Annotated in this window: 18 protein-coding genes; 7 read left to right on the forward strand and 11 right to left on the reverse strand. The window is 54.0% G+C overall.

The window, feature by feature from the left end; all coding sequences use genetic code 11:
- Positions 1-38: 38 nt before the first annotated feature.
- The 7 genes from ccrud_RS00990 to ccrud_RS01020 form a co-directional block, all read right to left on the reverse strand.
- Positions 39-668 carry a response regulator transcription factor gene (locus tag ccrud_RS00990; protein WP_066563599.1) on the reverse strand — a complete coding sequence of 210 codons (630 nt, stop codon included), beginning with the start codon at positions 666-668 and terminating at the stop codon, positions 39-41.
- A 115-nt stretch (positions 669-783) separates the two neighbouring features.
- Positions 784-2,001, reverse strand: coding sequence for a sensor histidine kinase (locus tag ccrud_RS00995; protein WP_211271310.1), 1,218 nt, complete (start codon positions 1,999-2,001; stop codon positions 784-786).
- Positions 2,002-2,152: 151 nt separating this feature from the next.
- Complete coding sequence (locus ccrud_RS01000) at positions 2,153-5,593, reverse strand: arabinosyltransferase domain-containing protein (protein WP_066563607.1); 3,441 nt, start codon at positions 5,591-5,593, stop codon at positions 2,153-2,155.
- Positions 5,594-5,618: 25 nt separating this feature from the next.
- Positions 5,619-7,652: a galactan 5-O-arabinofuranosyltransferase gene (locus ccrud_RS01005; RefSeq protein ID WP_066563619.1), complete on the reverse strand. Its 2,034-nt coding sequence runs from the start codon at positions 7,650-7,652 to the stop codon at positions 5,619-5,621.
- Between the two features lie 145 nt (positions 7,653-7,797).
- Positions 7,798-8,559 carry a decaprenylphospho-beta-D-erythro-pentofuranosid-2-ulose 2-reductase gene (dprE2, locus tag ccrud_RS01010; protein WP_066563624.1) on the reverse strand — a complete coding sequence of 254 codons (762 nt, stop codon included), beginning with the start codon at positions 8,557-8,559 and terminating at the stop codon, positions 7,798-7,800.
- 19 nt (positions 8,560-8,578) lie between these two features.
- A complete protein-coding gene (gene dprE1, locus ccrud_RS01015) occupies positions 8,579-10,045 on the reverse strand; it encodes a decaprenylphosphoryl-beta-D-ribose oxidase (protein ID WP_066563628.1) in 1,467 nt (488 codons plus the stop codon).
- Between the two features lie 75 nt (positions 10,046-10,120).
- A complete protein-coding gene (locus tag ccrud_RS01020) occupies positions 10,121-10,348 on the reverse strand; it encodes a hypothetical protein (protein WP_066563634.1) in 228 nt (75 codons plus the stop codon).
- Between the two features lie 47 nt (positions 10,349-10,395).
- On the opposite strand from ccrud_RS01020, the gene ccrud_RS01025 reads away from it, so the two are divergent.
- The 6 genes from ccrud_RS01025 (at position 10,396) to ccrud_RS01050 (ending at position 13,757) form a co-directional block, all read left to right on the forward strand.
- Entirely contained in the window at positions 10,396-10,875 is a 480-nt protein-coding gene (locus ccrud_RS01025; protein WP_066563637.1) for a hypothetical protein, read from the forward strand.
- The gene (locus ccrud_RS01030) at positions 10,872-11,327 is read left to right on the forward strand and encodes a hypothetical protein (RefSeq protein WP_066563641.1); all 456 of its coding nucleotides are present in this window, start codon (positions 10,872-10,874) and stop codon (positions 11,325-11,327) included. Before ccrud_RS01025 ends, ccrud_RS01030 begins: the two co-directional genes overlap by 4 nt.
- 25 nt (positions 11,328-11,352) lie before the next feature.
- Positions 11,353-12,243, forward strand: coding sequence for a hypothetical protein (locus ccrud_RS01035; RefSeq protein WP_066563647.1), 891 nt, complete (start codon positions 11,353-11,355; stop codon positions 12,241-12,243).
- A gap of 63 nt (positions 12,244-12,306) precedes the next feature.
- Positions 12,307-12,705, forward strand: a complete 399-nt coding sequence (locus ccrud_RS01040; RefSeq protein WP_066569342.1) for a GtrA family protein — start codon at positions 12,307-12,309, stop codon at positions 12,703-12,705.
- Positions 12,706-12,715: 10 nt separating this feature from the next.
- The gene (locus ccrud_RS01045) at positions 12,716-13,120 is read left to right on the forward strand and encodes a hypothetical protein (RefSeq protein ID WP_066563649.1); all 405 of its coding nucleotides are present in this window, start codon (positions 12,716-12,718) and stop codon (positions 13,118-13,120) included.
- Between the two features lies 1 nt (position 13,121).
- Positions 13,122-13,757 (forward strand): MOSC domain-containing protein, encoded by a 636-nt coding sequence (locus tag ccrud_RS01050; RefSeq protein ID WP_066563652.1) that lies wholly within the window; start codon positions 13,122-13,124, stop codon positions 13,755-13,757.
- Here the strand turns inward: ccrud_RS01050 and glfT1 are convergent.
- Both glfT1 and ccrud_RS01060 read right to left on the reverse strand, forming a co-directional pair.
- Positions 13,754-14,686 (reverse strand): galactofuranosyltransferase GlfT1, encoded by a 933-nt coding sequence (gene glfT1 / locus ccrud_RS01055; protein WP_066563655.1) that lies wholly within the window; start codon positions 14,684-14,686, stop codon positions 13,754-13,756. The genes ccrud_RS01050 and glfT1 overlap by 4 nt on opposite strands.
- A gap of 21 nt (positions 14,687-14,707) precedes the next feature.
- Positions 14,708-15,307 (reverse strand): VOC family protein, encoded by a 600-nt coding sequence (locus ccrud_RS01060; RefSeq protein WP_066563663.1) that lies wholly within the window; start codon positions 15,305-15,307, stop codon positions 14,708-14,710.
- 64 nt (positions 15,308-15,371) lie between these two features.
- Between ccrud_RS01060 and ccrud_RS15400 the strand changes: the two genes are divergently transcribed.
- A complete protein-coding gene (locus ccrud_RS15400; protein ID WP_157775998.1) occupies positions 15,372-15,557 on the forward strand; it encodes a hypothetical protein in 186 nt (61 codons plus the stop codon).
- Between the two features lie 178 nt (positions 15,558-15,735).
- Here ccrud_RS15400 and wzt read toward each other — a convergent pair whose 3' ends face one another.
- Together wzt and wzm are read right to left on the reverse strand one after the other, a co-directional pair.
- Complete coding sequence (wzt, locus tag ccrud_RS01065) at positions 15,736-16,533, reverse strand: galactan export ABC transporter ATP-binding subunit Wzt/RfbE (protein ID WP_066563667.1); 798 nt, start codon at positions 16,531-16,533, stop codon at positions 15,736-15,738.
- Positions 16,534-16,549: 16 nt separating this feature from the next.
- Complete coding sequence (gene wzm, locus ccrud_RS01070) at positions 16,550-17,446, reverse strand: galactan export ABC transporter permease subunit Wzm/RfbD (protein ID WP_066563670.1); 897 nt, start codon at positions 17,444-17,446, stop codon at positions 16,550-16,552.
- Positions 17,447-17,556 lie beyond the last annotated feature (110 nt).

The following is a 17,556-nucleotide window of genomic DNA, read 5'->3' on the forward strand; positions in this document are numbered from 1 at the left end:
TGGGCGAAAAGAATTCAATCTCGATGTTTAAAGCCAGTTCAGGCACGCTCTGTGCGATAAATTTGGGCAACTAATTGAGTCCGGGAACTAACTTTGAAAATATCCAATAACTGCGAAACAGTCTTCTTCACCACAGCCATCGTGAGGTTTGTGGTCTTCATAATTTCTCGATTGGAGGCACCCTCGCAGACCAACTTCATCACCCGTTGCTGCAGTGGGCTTAATTGTTCAGGTATTTGCGTGGTTTTAGGGAGCATGGAGCGTAGACGGGTCATTGCCAATGGTGAGAGCGCCGTGCCACCGGACACAGCAACGCGGATGATATCGCGAATATCCTGGGCGCGATCGCTCTTGACAATGTACGCAGCAGCGCCATTGGAGAGCATTTCAAGCAGAGTTTCATCTGTAGAAAAGGCAGTCATGGCGATAAAAGCTGGTGGCTGTGGTAGTTTTTGTACCTCAGTGAGCAGCTGTCGGCCATCCATAAGAGGCATTTCAATATCAGAGACCACGACATCGCAGTGGGTATTCGCCAGCACTTCCAAGGCTTCGATGCCGTGTGCTGCTGTGGCAATGACTTCCAGATCAGGTTCAGACTTTAAATAAATGGTGAGTGCATCAAGCACGAAACGATCATCATCAACAAGGAGAACTTTGTAACTAGGCACGGCCGCACCATGGAAGATATGGGTAATGGTCGCAGAGGCTAGCCATGGGCAGCAACGGAGCAGGAAGCGCAATTGCTGCGGCAAGCGAAAGGGCCAGAAGAGTTTTCATAGTATTTTATTTTCTCTTTCGGAGTAGCGAATTTTTCCGTATTGCTGGATTCGCACAATTATTGAGTAGACGGACGTGGATAGACCACTGTGAAGAACTGTTGTTAATGTGCAGAGTTCCTCCAACGGATTCCACTGCATAACGCATATGTGAAATACCAATGCCAGAGGATATTGGTGATGAAGTATTTCCCGGTATTTGTTGAATTGTATTGCTGATATCCAAGCATATTTCCTGATCAGTGGAGTACATCTTGATGTTGATAGGCCCAGCAGGATCGGCATATTTGGCGATATTGCTTGAGGCTTCTTCTAAGACAGTGACCAGAGGCTCGATATTAGCTGCACTGCGCAGCTCATGGAATGAATCGATATCCAACTCAAGGGTAAACCCGATCTCTTCCAAATCTGCTTTCACTGCATTGACAACAGCTTCCAAAGGCATGTGCATAGATACCGAGACATAGGGAAGTTGATCGATAGCTTGAAGGTTTTTCATTAAATCGTGAGTTTGTACCAGTGCTTTGCGCGCAGAGTTTTCAATATCATGCAGCTGTGCTTGAAGCTCCGCAGACATATCTTCGCGATCGCTGAGCTCCTGAGCTTTCATCACTGCAAACGTCAGTTCTTTGGCCACCGAACGATGCAGGTGGATGGCTAATTCGTGTCTTCGCTCTTTCGCCTGGATTTTGGCGCGTTCTTCTAAATCAGTACGTTGCTGTCCTTTTAGCCGAAGAACATGACCCAAAGCTAGGGGGAGTGCAAAGAAAACTGCGAGAACCAGAGCTGACTGAATATGAGGCGGTAAAAACTCGCCATTAGCTAAATCAATTGTGCCGACCCAGACAAGCACCCCAGCTGTAATAAAAGCCAATACGTGGTGCCCATGGAATATGAGCAGACCTACAAATGCTAGCTGAGCAACAATTAAAGAAAAAGGGCTGCCGGCCTGAGGTATTCCGTGAACGCTTAAACCGGCCACTAAAATTTGGCACACTGTCCACAAGCAGGCGGTCGAGATCGTGGAACTACGCATCAAACCCATGATGAGCACTAAAAATTGCGCAAGAATGAGAAGCAAGAACTGCGGTACTGGCCAACTTTCTCCGATGAGTACCTCAGTAAAACTGAACACCAGAAATGCTATGCCGGCGAAAGTAACTAGACGGTGTGTACTCAAGAACTGGGGCATTGCACTGAATTCTCCGGCAGGTTTGGACATCAATTAATACATGCTATCTGTTGGCGCTTCTCTAAGTGCGGAATGCACAGCAATAGTTTTGCTCAGCTCACTACTGCCCTACACAACAAGAAGCTGCGACCACCTGTTCACAAGGTGGCCGCAGCCTCTTAAAACGCATTAAGCAGTGAAGGTTTTAATCATCAACCTTCATATGTCCTGGGTCCCATAGCCCGGAACGTTGGATGGTCTCTAGGTTGATGTCTGCAACCTGTGGAGCATCGCCGGTGGAGTTGGTGCGCAGTGCGTAGCGCTCGATGGAACCCCAGTCACGGCCCCAGTCATTGCGGAGATAAGACGGAATTTCATAGGCGTTGTTTACTGCTTCCGCAGTGCCCATGGCGCCGCCGCCAGCCCAGTCCTGGAATGGGGACAGCGTGGACTTGCCACCGTGGTCTGGGGAGATGCGGTATTCCGGAATCTCAGCGACACCAGCGTAGTGGTCGAAGGTGCGTTGGCAAGGGAACTGTAGGCCAACTGCCCAGTCGAGAAGTCCAGGGGTATCGGAGCCGATGACATTGTGCAAAGAATTCAGAGTTGGCACACGTGGCGGGGTGAGTGCGACCCATTGATCGTCATCGAGGTTGAGATCGGAGGCGACGATGCGAACCACATTTGCTTCTGTTGGAAGCTGATCAAGTGGGTAACGCAGGTTGCGCCAGGATGGCTCTGGGCCGATGTCATACATCATGGCTTCGCCCAAATTTTCCACAGAACCATTGTCTCCGAGGTGGCCGTATTCCAGCATGACGGATTGCCCGGATTGGTGGACGCCGTTGATGTCAAAGTGTTCGATGCGACCTGCTGCAGAGACAACGATGATTGGTGCTTCTTCGGTTGCTTCGGGAATTTGGTACCAGTCAGTGGTCAGGTGCGCTGGGTTTTGGGTACCCGCGGACCAGGAACCAACTACTGGAACTTCGGTGTAATCCAGGTTGAATGGCAGACGGGCATTGGAGCCGTTGATGCCTTCGGAGCCACGAACACCGCCGGAGTTACCGGTAGATTGTCCGGAAGTCTCATCGGAGCCACCAGTTTCGGTGTCGTCATTGGTATTGCCAATCGCACCGACTTGGGAGAGATCTGCTTGGTCCTGGCTGATGGATGGTGGGATGCCGGAAGCGTTGAAGCCACGAACCTCATCAGATTCCAGGGAGTCACCGAGTGTGGAATTCACTGGGGTGAGGAAGGAATCATTGGAGTCGGTTTCTAGCATCGCATCGGAAGCAAGGCCACAAGTTTGGCCAGTGAGGGTGCGAAGGTTGCCCATTCCGACGGAGTAGGCAGGGTATTGATCAAGGAAGCCCTTGCCCATGGACGCACAGGTAATAAAGATAACCAGTGCAGAAACCATGGCGATTGGAGAAGCAGCAAGTCCGGTGAACTTGGAAGCGCGTTCGCGTTTTGCCTCTTCTTCAGCCACGAATTCACCCATGGAATGATAGGTTTCGGCTTGCGCAACTCGGACATCTTTCACAAAGGCTTGAATGACGCCGATGATTAGCACGATCACGGCGATCACAAGCACCACGGTGGATGCTTCGATGCCCTTAATCTGGATGGTTTTATCCCACCATGGCACGGAATAGCTTGAGGTGTACCAGAAACCATTGACACCAGCGAGAGCCAGCGCGAGGAGGAAGAGGAATGCGCCGATGGAGAAGGTGCGCATGCGTGGTGATTTCACCGCAACATAGGACAGCCCCACAGCCGCAAGTCCTGCTAGTGCACCGGCAAGTCCTGCGTAGACACCGAAGTGGTGGGTCCACTTGGTTGGGGTGAACATCATGAAGAACATGGTGCCGAAAATGACCAGCATCAAGCGCATGGATGGTCCCTTGGCGGAACCTGGAATGCGGCCATAACGCAGGATTGCGGTCACGACGATGACAAGACATGCAACCAGCATCAGGAGAGCAAAACGGCGAGTGAAGGAACCATCAACGGTTTGTTCCATGACGGTTTGGTAGCGCACATATTCGTGATACCAGGTCAGCGCAGGTCCCTTGGCGGAACGAACACTGATGGATTCCATGACAGTCGACCATGTTTGATCGCCAAAAACAGCGATGAGAATCGCGGTTCCAGAGGCAAAGAACGGCGCAAGCATGGCCAATGAAGCACCAAAAACCTTGCTTCTCGACGCACCCCTCGGCGCCCCAATCAGCGGCAGGCGCCTATAAAGAATGCGGATCAACGCGGACAAACTGACCAGCAAAGCAGCAACAGCCATCAGGCCGGTAGGGCCTGTAGCAAGACAGATTGTCGCGAGGATGACACCGATTGCAGCGGGCAGTAACCGTGACGTAGCAATGGCACGTTCGAAGGATACCCACGCCAAAAGCGCACCCATAGCAATGATTGGTTCTGGACGGACACCATTGTTATATGGCAGCCAGAACGCCAGGAAGACCATGGCTGCAGACCAGTGAGCAACACGTCGGCCATCAACAAGAGCACCGAAACGTGGCATCACTTCGCGTGAGAGCACGAACCAAATGATGATTCCAGAGAGCAACGCGGGCAGTCGCAGCCACGTGGATGAGGTAGAGACATAGGCCATCACACCAAGCAGGTCATAATACGGTGCACCGAAAGGTGATTCCGGCACACCGAACCAGCGGTAGTAGTTGGCCATATAATCCGCGTTGTGTGACACACGCGCCATGTTCATGATGAAACCATCATCGGAAGTGTTTGCTCCGATGAAATGCCAGAACACCAAAACTCCGGCAACGAGGCCATCAAGTGGCTTGAGCTTGTACCAATTAGCAGGGAGGAAGCGGTGAGTCTTGCGTCCATCCAGAATGTCCATGCGGTGCAGTGCCCACAGAGAGACCAGCAAAGAAGCCAAGCCAATGAAAATGGCTGTGTACTTCAACACGCTAGGGGAGGAAGTGAAGCGAGAGTTGATCTCCACATTAACGTTTAAGCCCGCTGAGGCCAGGGCCTGCGCGGTGGAGGGGTCGTCGACAAGCTCGGTATAAACGCCGGTGACCTGAGGGCGCTCATCGCCTTCGGTCTCGCCACTGAAGTTAGTGCCGGTGATTTCCGCGCTGGTGATTTCCTCCGTGGAGGAGATCTCCAGCACCGCATCGTTTGGCAGACGATCAACTTGAGTTGGTGAAAGATCCAGCAGCACCTCGCCGCGAACAATCACGTCCAGGTTGCCATCAATGGTGCGCACAAACAGACCACGGTTGGTGGCATCAGTGCTGTCCAAAGGCAGCGTGCCCATCACCAAAGTCTGATTATCGCGGAGACTATCCAATGCGGCGACAGGGATGGAAGCATCCATCGACTGTGGCGCATAGGAAATCAACGGTGCATTAACACTGGCAATCTCACCCTGTTGTGGCCACGACAGCGAAGACTGCACTTGGTTGACCGGGAGGAAAGGCAACAGGATAAACATCAACAGACCGAGCAGGCCTGATGTGATAGCCAGTTTTTTCAGCCAGCCTTGGGCAACCTGAGGGGGTTCCTGCCCGGAACCCTTTAGTTTTTTCGACTCAACTACTTCTGACACGTTGATCGAGTCTAGTTGATGGTCGTGGTTAGCACCCCTTTGACGCATCGAGCTGTGGCTGTTTGGTGAGGTATCACTCATTGTGTGTCACCACCACGAAAGGTCCCACTTGCTCGGTGCGCCATATTTCATCGAAAGATTCAGGATTGAAGAAGACACCTCGGAAACGCACATTCGGGTTATTGGGGTAGAGATCTTCAGCGATATCGTATTTCCAGCCAGCATCTAGATTTTCGGCTGAGCCACGGAAGATGAAGACATCAGGTGTGGCCCATGGAGATTTCATGAGGGCGTCATGGAAATCTTGAGGAGCCGCTAATTCATCCCAGCTTCGAATGGCAAGATCTTCGATGAAAACATTGCGATTGCCAAATTCCCCAAGTGGGTTGGCGTAGTGGGAAGTAAATGCCTGAAACCCGTGATACGGATAATAAGACATGAAATCCAATTCATCAGTCAGCACCACAGTGTCTGATGGTTCGAATCCTTGATCAAGTAAATGCTCGTTGAAGTCCTTGTAATAACGCGCGGAACCGGCTGGATATAAATCAGCGCGTTCGCCGTAACCATCAGTATCGGTATAAGCCAGATCAATGGCACGAGCATTCTTCTGCGGCAGATCCTGTGCGTACTGCAAGCCGCCAAGCAGCACGATAATGACAATAGTATTGGTTATAAATGTGGCTGTGCGTTCCGTGATTTGGGTGGGGTACAGCTGATAAATGCTAGCCAACCGGAAATCAGCGATACCCAAGACACCAGCCGTGGCGAAAATCAGTACCAGCACGGTCTCCAGGCGGAAGCCCAACAAAGTATTGCCCAACAGAGTGATGGCCATGGACATGGCAATCCAGCCATAAACCACGACAATTCCCACCCACATGGCACGAACTTCACGCCCATGGAAACGCACCACCAAGTACACCAAGCCGATGAGACAGAGCAGCCCCACAACACTAGGAGCGAGGAAAGGAACTGGGAATTGAGTACCTGAGGTGGGGAGATAATGTGTTGCTGAATCTCCGGATTGTTCTGCACCATTAACTGATGCCAGTAGGAACGGACCCCAAGACAGCAACGCCACCGCGATGGAACTAACACCGAGTACCGCGAGCCACAGCAGAGGTTTAATTGAGCGCCTTAAAACTGCTGCGACTAAGAGACAAATGGCAACTGTTGAAAGCGCAATGGCACCTGTAAACAACGTATAAAAAGTAGCGGAAACACCGAGATAAACAATGCCACCGCACAGTGCGAACTTACCTCCACGAGCAATTCGGGAAGAAAGCATCAGCATCGCAGGAACACCCATGGCAACAATTGCGGCATAAGGTTCCTCAGAGTTCATGGCCAAAATGACACATGTGGTGACCAACGCAATACCTGTTGCTACTGGCAAAGATCCAGTAATGCGTTGCCATACTGGCACCAATATCGAAGCGGAAACCGCCATAGAAATAATGGCCCACGGTTGGAATGCTTCCCATCCTGGAAGGCCCAACATATTGGCTAAACGTCCACCGAGCCAAAACCATCCCGCAGGATAGTAAGTGGGCATATCGATGTAGTTCATATCTGCCAAGCTGATCTCATCAGCCATGCGAGTTAAGAACTGTGTCCTAAACCCTTGATCAACGCTGACACCGTCTAAATACAACCGAGTTGCAGACAACGGAATGGCCAACACTGCAATGACGATTGTCGCAGGGCTGAGATAAGACACCAGATATGTCAGCGCAATACGCCATTTAGGGCGCGGCTTGATATTTTCTAGCTCCCACCGAGGGTTGCTCCGATGCTCATCACGCAGCCACAGCCACGTGAGGCCACCAGTGACCAGCAATACCGCTGCGATAGTTGCAGAAGAAAGCGCCTTGGTGACATTGGATGAACCAAATGCCGGCAAATTTGTTTGCTTTAAGCCGAGCCACAACACCAATGCAAATAAGAATGCGAGAGCAGCAGCTCCCGCGATTGCAACAAGAGTGGCTTTCTTGTTTAAACTGTCAGGCCGATACACTTCGCCTTCAGGTACGCGGGAGGGTCCATAAGGATTCAAATCCTGGTGGACAGAAACGGCACCCTCGTCTTCAGAGGTGTTAATCATGATAGAAGTCTTTCACATTCAACCGGCTGTGCTGGGATTGAGCAGCAAAATAAATATGTAGTGCCCTGTAAGTTTTGAAGTATCTTATCTAACACACAACCCGCCGTCCTTGAAAAGGACGGCGGGTTGTGCACTTGAGCTGTGCTTAGAATGGCAGCTTGCGGAAGATAGCCCGCGGGATGAATTGGAAGGCCAAAGAGACGTACTGGAACAGCGGGTGGACGAAGATGATGTCCTTCTTGTTCACCACTGCATCGTAAACAGCTTCAGCGACATCTTCGCGGTTGACCGTTAGTGGAGCTTCGCCAGCATCGGCGCTCATCTTGGTGCGCACCTGTCCTGGACGAACAACAAGTACCTTGGCGCCGGAGCCGCGGAGTGCTTCACCCAGCTGGGTGTAGAAACCATCGAATCCTGCCTTGGCTGAGCCGTAGACAAAGTTGGAGCGACGTACGCGCTGACCAGCAACAGAAGACATAGCAACGATGGTGCCGTGTCCTTGCTGTTCAAATTTCTGGCCCAGGAGCACACCGACAGAAACGCCAGCGGTGTAGTTTACGGAGGAGGCCTCAACTGCGAGAGCCTGGTCGCGCCACTGTGCTTCATTGTCACCGAGGATGCCGAAAGCCACGATTGCGATATCGACGTCGCCCTTTTCAAAAGCTGCGTCAATTGCTGCTGGGTGTGATTCGGTATCTAGCGCATCGAAATCAACAACGGTGACAGACTCTGCACCGGCAGCTTCAATTTCTGCGACTGCTGCTGCAACGCGTGGGGAATCTTTACGCGCAGCCAAAGTTACGTGTGAAGAACCCTGCTTGAGGAAGCGGGAAACGATGGAAATACCAATTTCCGAGGTGCCACCGAGAAGGAGGATGTTTTGGGCTTTGCCCACTGCATTAAGCATTTTTAGTTCAAGCCCTTTCTTAGGACAGCTCGAGTCGGCGGGACATATCAGAGGCAAAGACTCCGGTTGGGTCGATCTCATTGCGAGTCTTCAACCAGCCATCCAGACCTGGGTACATGGTGTGGAAGTTCTCCGCAGAGGTGCGGGACTCCTTAGCCAGGTAGAGGCGGCCACCGAATTCCATGACACGCTTATCCAAATCATCCAAAAATGCACCTAGGCCTGGTCGGATAGGGAAGTCTACGCAGACGTTCCAGCCCGGCATTGGGTAGGACAGTGGCGCGCGGTTACCTGAGCCAAACAGCTTGAACACGTTCAGCGCTGAGTAGTGGCCGGACTTTTGCATATCACGGATGATGTCCTTGAAAGGTTCAACGGCATCCATTGGCACCACGAATTGGTACTGCAGGAAGCCCTTGGAGCCGTAGCCACGATTCCACTCACCGATGAGATCAAGTGGCTGGTAGAACTGGGTGAGGTTTTTGACCTTGTTCTTCGCTGGCGCGCCCATGGCGTAATACGCTTCGCCGATAGCCATCAAAGAGTACTTGTTGATAGTGAAGGATGGGAAGATATCCGGAACAGTCAGCAGCTGTGGAGCATTGAACTTCAACGGATCCTTAGCCAGCTTTGGAGCTAATTCTTCCAGCTGCGCCAAGGTAGCCAGGGAACCACGAGAGATAGTGGAACGGCCAAGCTTTGGCTCAGGGCTGATCACATCGAACCATGCCGATGAGTAGGTGTAGTTGTGCTCAGAACCATCCGAGTGGAACTCTACGGTCTCATCCAGGTTATTGGTGCGGTCTGTATCTGAGATGAAGTAGGCAGTTTCAGTCTTGGTCATGCGGATGCGTGCTCGCACAATGATGCCGGTCAGGCCCATGCCACCAACGGTCGCCCAGAACAGATCGCCCTGTGGATCTTCAGCGGTGCCTTCTGGCTCTAGGTGCAGGATGCGTCCGTCTGCCACAAGAAGTTCCATGGAGACAACGTGGTCGCCGAAAGAACCTGCAGAGTGGTGGTTCTTGCCGTGGATATCTGGTCCAATTGCGCCACCGATGGTGACTTGGCGGGTACCAGGCAGAACTGGAACCCACAGGCCATAAGGCAATGCAGCCTTCATGAGCTGATCGAGGGTGACACCACCATCGACATCCACGATCGCTGAATCAGGATCGATGGAGTGGATTTTGTTCAGTGGCTGCATATCAATGACAAGGCCACCAGCATTTTGCGCTGGGTCACCGTAGGAACGACCCATACCGCGAGCAATGACGCCACGCTTGAGGTAATCCGGCTTAGAGTCATTTTTTTCAGCGACTTGGCGGACTGCATCAACAATGATGTCAAGGTCTGGGGTGGAGAGCACCTCAGCGGTGGTGGGGGCGGTGCGGCCCCAACCGTTCAGTTTCTGAGCTTCTAGGGGAAGGGCTCCGTGGGCACCGGCCGAAGCGCCGGAGCTGGACGTGCCGTGAGAACTGTTCATCGCTTTTAAAGGTTACCCCGCAAATTTTTTAGGTGGTGAAGACAAGCGCTAAATCGTCGAATCTCACATAAAAAATTAAAGGTCCATGAGCTCACGAATCTCTTGTGGGATTTCTTCTTGGGACGTAATGGTGGGGCCATCGTATTCCTGCAGCAATCGGTAGACCTCTGAGCGGGAGGTGCTGTCTAGGAAGGGGATTTCTTGGGCGAACAGGCGGGTCATGTAATCATCGAGCGGGAGGTTGGTGCGTTCTGCGGCGATGTGAATCTCTGGTTTCTTGGCTTTTTTAAATTTTTCGAACATGCCCACTACCTTAATCAGTGAGTAGTCTGGGCAGCATGGATACCAGGATGAGAATGCAGGTAGCAGCAGGTTCCGCGCTGATCGGGGCCGGTGTGGCAGTCAATGATTATGTACAAAGTCCCGTGGCGCGTGCTGTTGGTTATGGCAGTTTGGTGCTCTCCGGCGCAGCAGTGGTGGCGATGGGGCAAGACCGATCTGGGGAGAAGTATCTGTTCAGCGCAGATTCCGCCACGATGGTTGATCAGATCCGCCAAGAAATCGGGGATTTAGGGGTTACTCCAGGCCCAGAATCTGATGTGGATGCGATTACTGAGCGTGGCCCGTTGGTGACGTGGTTGTTGCTCGCTGTGTTTATTATCGCCTTTGTTGCCCTGGTGTATTTATCCGTCCGGTTGGATCTAGCAGTGATGAAAAAGCTAGCGGGGTTCTTTGAAAAACGAGGCGCTTCCCGGCCATTTACCTGCACTGGCATGGTCTATGCCGCTGCTGTGTATGCCATTTTTGAGTTGGAGGAACGTACCAAATGAGCTATCCCGTGCTGAGTGTTTTAGATAATTCCACCGAGACAACCGTCATCTGGCATGTACATACTCATCCCGTTGGTTTGCCCACCGGCGCCTGGATTGCTGAAGAGGATCAAGTGACAAACCTTTTGGCAGATACGGTCATCATTTTAACGCCGGGAAGTAGCGCACCGGAAAATTCCCTCGTGGCGAGCCTGGAAGGGATACAGGGAGGCGTCGATAAGCAGGTTGCTGCATATAACCAGCATGGAGTGCGCGTGGCGGGCCTGGGCGCGCGCGGTGCTGAGGCGGTTTATCGCGGCGAGCCGGCAGCCGAGGCAGCGTGGCGTGCTGCGATGGAGCTGTTGGACGTGGTGAATGGTTGGAACGATATTGAGTCCAAACGCCGTTCCCGAAAGGTGCTCGCGGAGGCCTTTGGCGCAGAGGTGCAGCCGTTGCCACTTGACGCGAACTAGTGCAATTGTGTCTATCCTGGGGCGCATGCCCATGAATTATGCACGCGAAAACGTCATTTCCTTGGCGTCTGCCCGCGCGCAGCGTTCCGGGAAACCCAAGCCAGAACTAACCCTCATCGTCCGCGCCACCAATGTGCAAGCGGACGGCGAAGTCCACCGGCACATTGGGTTGAACTCGGCGATGAGCCTGGATGAGCTGCACAAAGTACTCAATATCGTCTTCGGTGTTGGCGGCGAGCAGTCACCGTGGCGTTTCGAAGATCAATTCCGCCAGCCCCTTGACCCCAGCGAAACCTTGGGTGAGTTTCTGCTCGGCGCAGGCGATTTCTTGTTCTATTTCTGGGGGCTGTGGCAAATTAACCTGCACTGCGTGGAATTTTATCCACGCGACAACGGCACCCCGCGCGCGCTCTGCATCGGCGGCTCCGGCGGACTCGGCACCGACTTCGACCAAGCCAGCATCAATGCCGAACTCACCGGCACCGACACCATCCGCGATGTCCTATCTAGCGTGCGCCCCGAAGTCATTGACCTGGTCGATCGCACCGGCGTCTTCGATTTCATCCCGCTGCTCCAAGCGCTCGACCTGAAAAGAGAGCCGCTTATCGACGCCATCCGCCACCGCACCTGCCGCACGCTGCCAGTGGAAAACAGCGCCGAAGCCTCCGACGCTTTCTGGTCCTGCGTGCTCGCTCTGTCCTGCCTCGGCAACGACGAGCTGTTCACCGAGGTGATCGAATCCACAATGGGCACCCTCGGCTGGGTCGCCGACGACGGCTCCCCACTACGCGCACCAGAGATCACCAGCGCCTGCGCAACCTCCCTGGCCATACTTGCAGAGCTCGGCGGCTACGGCCCACAACAACTTGCGCCAGTGGACCGCCTAGACATTTATAGGGAGCTGCTGTGTTTCTAGGTAGTGTGTAATCCCGTGTCTGAAAACGTTGCTGCAAATCAAGATCTCACCATCTCCCGGCCCATGAGCCTGAAAACCCAAGCCTTCAGATTCATCCTCACCGGTGGCCTCTCCGCGGTGGTGGACCTCGGTTTGCTCTCTCTCCTCCAGCTGGTGTTCGGCCTTCCAGTCCCCGTTGCCCGCACCATTTCCTTTATCGCCGGCACGACTACTGCCTACATGATCAACCGCCGCTGGACCTTCCAAGCAGAAAGCTCCACCTCACGGTTCCTCTCCGTCGTAGCGCTATACGCCGTGACCTTCCTGATCAACATCGGCCTGCAAACCCTCTGTTCCTCCCTTTTTGAAAACTGGGGCTGGAACGAAGCGATCGCCATGGTGTGCGCCTTCGTGATCGCCCAAGGCACTGGAACCACCATCAACTTCATTGTCCAAAGAACCATCATTTTCCGAGTGAAGTAGGGTGCTCCATATGAAGACCATCAATCCCACCATGATTGCCGGACTCATCGGCGTACTCTACTTCGTGCTGCTCACCCTGTTTTTCTCCATCCAAAACATGGAACTAGCAGCCGAAATCGCCTTCGGCATTGTCACCATCGTTGGCCTGCTCGCCGTCTGGGACAATTTCCGCGACCGCGACAACTCCACCTGGAAAACCTGGGCAGGATTAGTCGGCGGACTACTAATCTCTGTGTCAGGAATCTGCCTCCTGCTGGGCAACCTCATACTTTTTGCAGTCGGCGGAACCCCATCCACCATGGTGAACACTCTGCTCAGCGTCGCCGGCATCGGAGTGATCTTCCTCCTACCAATCGGCATTGTCCTGTGTCTGATCGCCGGCTTCAACCGTTTCTACGCAGCACGAAGGATCTAATATGTCTGCCCGCGTCCTCTCCACCAATATCGCCACCATTCAACAAGATCCAGGCGGAGCTGACCGCATCAGCGGCATCAACAAACTACCCGTGGCATCCGGCATCGATGTGTTCGCACCCGGACCTCATTACGGCGATGGCTCCGGAGTAGTTGGCGATGCCATCGGCGACACCCAACACCACGGTGGCATGCACAAAGCCATCTACGCTTTCTCCCGCGAAGAACTCGATTTCTGGGACCCCACCTACCGCAACGGCTATTTCGGCGAAAACCTCACCACCACCGGCATCATGCTGGAAGATCTCCTGATCAACCAACAAATACGCATCGGCTCAGTGCTACTGGAAGTTTCCATCCCACGCAGCCCCTGTCGCACATTCGCCCACTGGTTGGGTGTAAAAGGATGGCTGAAAACCTTCACTCAAAGAGCCCTCCCCGGAAGCTATTTCCGAGTCATCGAAGCAGGTCACATCAACCCTGGCGATGCAATCGAAATCCTCGAACCCCCAGCCCACGACATCACCATGTCAATGGCCTTTCGCGCAAAAATGGGCGACAAAGACCTCGCGCGCCGGGTTGTTGCAGCGGAATGCCTCCCGGAGCGCTACCACCAAGATCTGCTCAAACTGATCTAAGGCCTAGAAAACTTCTCGTCCCGACCTAATTTATGCAGGCGTAGCCACTCGCGGAAACCTTTCACATCGCGTTTTTGCACCAGGAAGAACCACGCAAAACGCGCATATTCCTGTGGCAGAAGCTTGCGCATTCCAGGCTGGCTCATGAGGTAACCACGGTTGCGGTAGGTGAAAAACCGCTTGAAATCATTATCCGGGTACTGCGTATGCATCCGGCCACCCAAAATTGGCTTGAACTCATCAGAACCATCCGGGTGCAGATACGCCGTGGTCAAACAGGTGCCAAACGGCAAACCTGAGCGCACCAAACGACGATGGTATTCCACTTCATCGCCGCGAATAAACAGGCGATAATCCGGCACACCAATGCGCTCCATCGCATAAGCACTGATCAAGGCACCATTAAACAAGGATGCAATACCTGGCAGCAGATCATCGTCCGGGTTGGCTGGATCAATCAACTCACTGCGCATCCGGCGCCACTCCAAGCCCCGACGCAGCGGGAATGCCAACCGCTCCGGGTAATCAGCGTTGCATACCACTGGGGAAATCTCCTCCAGATTATGCCGTGAGGCGGCGTCGATAAGCGTCTTGAGCACCTCCGGGCCCTCTGGCCGGCCGTCATCGTCCGCGCACCACACCGCATCCGCGCCCAGCGCCAACGCCGTCAAAAAACCAAACGCAAAACCTCCGCCGCCGCCCAAATTGGTGCGCGAAGGCGTATAAACACCACGGTCTCCCGCCAGCTCAGCAACCAGCTTTTCGACGTCCGGATCCGCCCCATTATCCACCACCACAATGTGCTTCACCGGATAGCTTTGCGACGCCACCACTTCCAAAGAATGCCGCAGCAACTCAACGCGATTATGCGTCACAATTACCGCCGCGACGTCAATGCCATGCTGAAGATGAGTCCGGGTTTTAGCCATGGCATACATCTTGCCACGACCTCACAAATCGCTCAGATTAACCTGCCCCTTCGGCGTCTGAAGTACCAATTCCAGATGAGGCTCGCCCGCACTGAACTCCACAGTTTCCGGTAAATCTTGCGGGATTTTAGGGCCCTGAACCTTGAAACTATGCACGCTGAGCTGCGGTTCCATAATCTGCGAAGGATGCGGCGAACCAAGCCAATCAATCGCAAAAGGCACCGGCGCATAATCCACACCCGGTTCCGGCAAAATCAACCGCCACGTCAACGTGGTCCCCTCCGGAGTGTGCCGACTCATCTCCACAGTCTCTTGCCCACGATCCTGCGCAAATGCCTCCAAATCATCAGGGCGCACACACCACGCTGCCACCCTCGGAGTCTGCGTGCTTGTCGACGCGATTGCGAAATTATCTTGTGTCACCGCTGCTTCCTCCGGATCCGGGCCAATCAGCTCAAGATACGATCCCTTCGGCTCCGCCAACGGCACCAGCGCATTCGCAGTCCCCACATCGTGACGACCTCCCTCTACTGGCTTAACCCCCGTCAACTCTTCAAACCGCGCCACCAAGTCCGCAAGATTCGGTGCCGCAATGACAATGTGATCAATATGTGTGCTCATGCAGGACATCTTATGCCTTTTGTGGTGTTCCCAGAGGGCGATTTTGTGTGCTGGGTGTGCACAAGTGGGTGGATTAGGTGTTGGAGTGGTCGGTTTCGGCGGCAAGTTTGCCTTGTTTGGTGCACCGCGTGCACAACGAGGCGAACTGCACCCTGGAACGGTTACTTTCGACGGTGAATCGGCCCTGTTTCGTACACGGTGTACACAAGTGGGCGGATTGGGCGCTGGAGTGGTCGGTTTCGGCGGCTAACTTGCCTTGATTGGTGCACCCCGTACATAACAAGGCCAACTGCACCCTGGAACTGCCGCTTTCGGCAGCGAACTCGCCTCGATTGGTACACCGCGTACATAACAAGGCGGACTCCACCCCGGAAACGGTCAGTTTCGGGGCCAAGTCCGCCTTGTTGTGTACACGAAGAAAGCCGTTGTTAGGCGTTCTTTTCTTCTTCCATTCGGGTCATGAGGCGGCGGACGTGATCGCCGGCGCCTTTACCTTCGTAGGATTCGATGATGTCGGGGACTGATCCGGCGTCGCGGATTTTTCCGTGATCGACCCACAATGCGGTGTCGCAGAGTTGGGCTAGGAAATCGTTGGAGTGGGAGGCGAAGACGAGGATGCCGGAGCGTTCGACAAGTGCTTGGAGGCGGTCGCGGGCTTTAGCCATGAAGGCGGCGTCGACGGCACCGATGCCCTCGTCGAGAAGCAAAATTTCGGGCTCGATGGAGGTGACTACGCCGAGGGCGAGGCGGATGCGCATGCCGGAGGAGTAGGTGCGAAGTGGCATGGCAAGGTATTCGCCGAGTTCGGTGAAGTCGGCGATTTCCTCCATTTTGTCTTTCATCTGTTTGCGGGTCTGGCCGAGGAAGAGGCCGCGGATGATGATGTTTTCGTAGCCGGAGATTTCCGGATCCATACCGACGCCGAGGTCGAAGACGGGGGCGACGCGGCCGCGGATGTCTGCGGTGCCACGGGTGGGTTCGTAGATACCGGCCAACAAACGCAGGAGAGTGGATTTACCTGCACCGTTGTGGCCGACGAGTCCAACGCGGTCGCCTTCGCGGAGGTGGAGGTTAACATCGCTGAGGGCTTCGACAACTACGACGTTGTCTTGGTTGCGGCCGATTGCTCCGCCAGCTGCTCCGAGGAAGGCTTTTTTCATGGAGCGTGATTTGGCGTCGAAGATGGGGAAGTCTACGCAGGCATTGTATGTATCGATGGATACCATGGTCGAAAATTTCTCCTTATACCCAGTAGCTGATGCGGAAGCGCCATTGTTTCATCGCGAGTAGTGCGAGGCAGAGTCCGGCGAAGGTGAAGCCGAGGACAATCCACCAGTGGTAGGCGGGGAGCTCGGCTCCGATCATGGGTGCGCGGACGATTTCGAGGTAGTGGTAGAGAGGGTTGAGTTCGGCGAGGCGGGCGCGGCCACCGATTTCAGAGCTGTGATCTTGCAGCGTGGAAGTCATCCAGACGATGGGGGTGACGTAGAACAGGAGCTGGGTGCCGGCCTCGAGAAGTGGGGAGACATCGCGGTAACGGGTGGCGATGATGCCGAAGAACATGGCGACCCACACGCCGTTGATCACCAGGAGGAACATTCCTGGGATGATCAGGAGGACGTCCCAGCCTAAGGGGCGGGGGAAGACCATCATGAGGATGAGCCAAATGACCAGGTTGTGGGCGAGGAAGAGGGCTTGTTTCCACACCAGTCGGTAGACGTGCACCGATAGGGCTGAGGGGAGTTGTTTGATTAGCCCCTCGTTGTCGATGAAGATATCAGAGCCTTCTTTGATGCATCCGGAGATGAAGTTCCAGAGGATCAGTCCTACGGTGACGTGGGGCAGAAATTCCGCGAGTGGGATTTTGAACAGCACGGAGTACAACAGGCCGAGCGCGAGCGCCATGACACCGGTGGCGATGGTGATCCACAGGGGGCCTAAAACTGAGCGTCGGTAGCGTTGCTTAATATCTTGCCAGCCGAGTTGCAGCCACAGTTCATGTTGTTTGAATCCGCGGACGATATCGTCCCAGGCAGCGGCGAAGGTCATTGACTGTGATTTCGGTGCTGTGTCCGATTTCACGGCAGTGATTCTAGCGAGGTCTGCCTGGAGGTCTTTCTGCTTAGATTGTTCCTGCACAATAGACACCCTAGCGGTGCTGGGATGTTTTTTGGGTATCGACAATCCTGAATTTGAGTGGATTAGTGTGTCTCGCGGGTGAGGTAATGTTATCCAAGAGAGTCTAAGGA

The sequence above is a fragment of the Corynebacterium crudilactis genome (assembly GCF_001643015.1).
Classification (GTDB): domain Bacteria; phylum Actinomycetota; class Actinomycetes; order Mycobacteriales; family Mycobacteriaceae; genus Corynebacterium; species Corynebacterium crudilactis.

Excerpts from the sequence above, each read along its gene's own strand:
- ccrud_RS01000 (WP_066563607.1), bottom strand. The coding sequence starts at position 5,593 with ATGCGTCAAAGGGGTGCTAACCACGACCATCAACTAGACTCGATCAAC.
- ccrud_RS01005 (WP_066563619.1), bottom strand. The coding sequence starts at position 7,652 with ATGATTAACACCTCTGAAGACGAGGGTGCCGTTTCTGTCCACCAGGAT.
- dprE2 (WP_066563624.1), bottom strand. The coding sequence starts at position 8,559 with ATGCTTAATGCAGTGGGCAAAGCCCAAAACATCCTCCTTCTCGGTGGC.
- dprE1 (WP_066563628.1), bottom strand. The coding sequence starts at position 10,045 with ATGAACAGTTCTCACGGCACGTCCAGCTCCGGCGCTTCGGCCGGTGCC.
- ccrud_RS01020 (WP_066563634.1), bottom strand. The coding sequence starts at position 10,348 with ATGTTCGAAAAATTTAAAAAAGCCAAGAAACCAGAGATTCACATCGCC.
- ccrud_RS01025 (WP_066563637.1), top strand. The coding sequence starts at position 10,396 with ATGAGAATGCAGGTAGCAGCAGGTTCCGCGCTGATCGGGGCCGGTGTG.
- ccrud_RS01030 (WP_066563641.1), top strand. The coding sequence starts at position 10,872 with ATGAGCTATCCCGTGCTGAGTGTTTTAGATAATTCCACCGAGACAACC.
- ccrud_RS01035 (WP_066563647.1), top strand. The coding sequence starts at position 11,353 with ATGCCCATGAATTATGCACGCGAAAACGTCATTTCCTTGGCGTCTGCC.
- ccrud_RS01040 (WP_066569342.1), top strand. The coding sequence starts at position 12,307 with ATGAGCCTGAAAACCCAAGCCTTCAGATTCATCCTCACCGGTGGCCTC.
- ccrud_RS01045 (WP_066563649.1), top strand. The coding sequence starts at position 12,716 with ATGAAGACCATCAATCCCACCATGATTGCCGGACTCATCGGCGTACTC.
- ccrud_RS01050 (WP_066563652.1), top strand. The coding sequence starts at position 13,122 with ATGTCTGCCCGCGTCCTCTCCACCAATATCGCCACCATTCAACAAGAT.
- glfT1 (WP_066563655.1), bottom strand. The coding sequence starts at position 14,686 with ATGGCTAAAACCCGGACTCATCTTCAGCATGGCATTGACGTCGCGGCG.
- ccrud_RS01060 (WP_066563663.1), bottom strand. The coding sequence starts at position 15,307 with ATGAGCACACATATTGATCACATTGTCATTGCGGCACCGAATCTTGCG.
- wzt (WP_066563667.1), bottom strand. The coding sequence starts at position 16,533 with ATGGTATCCATCGATACATACAATGCCTGCGTAGACTTCCCCATCTTC.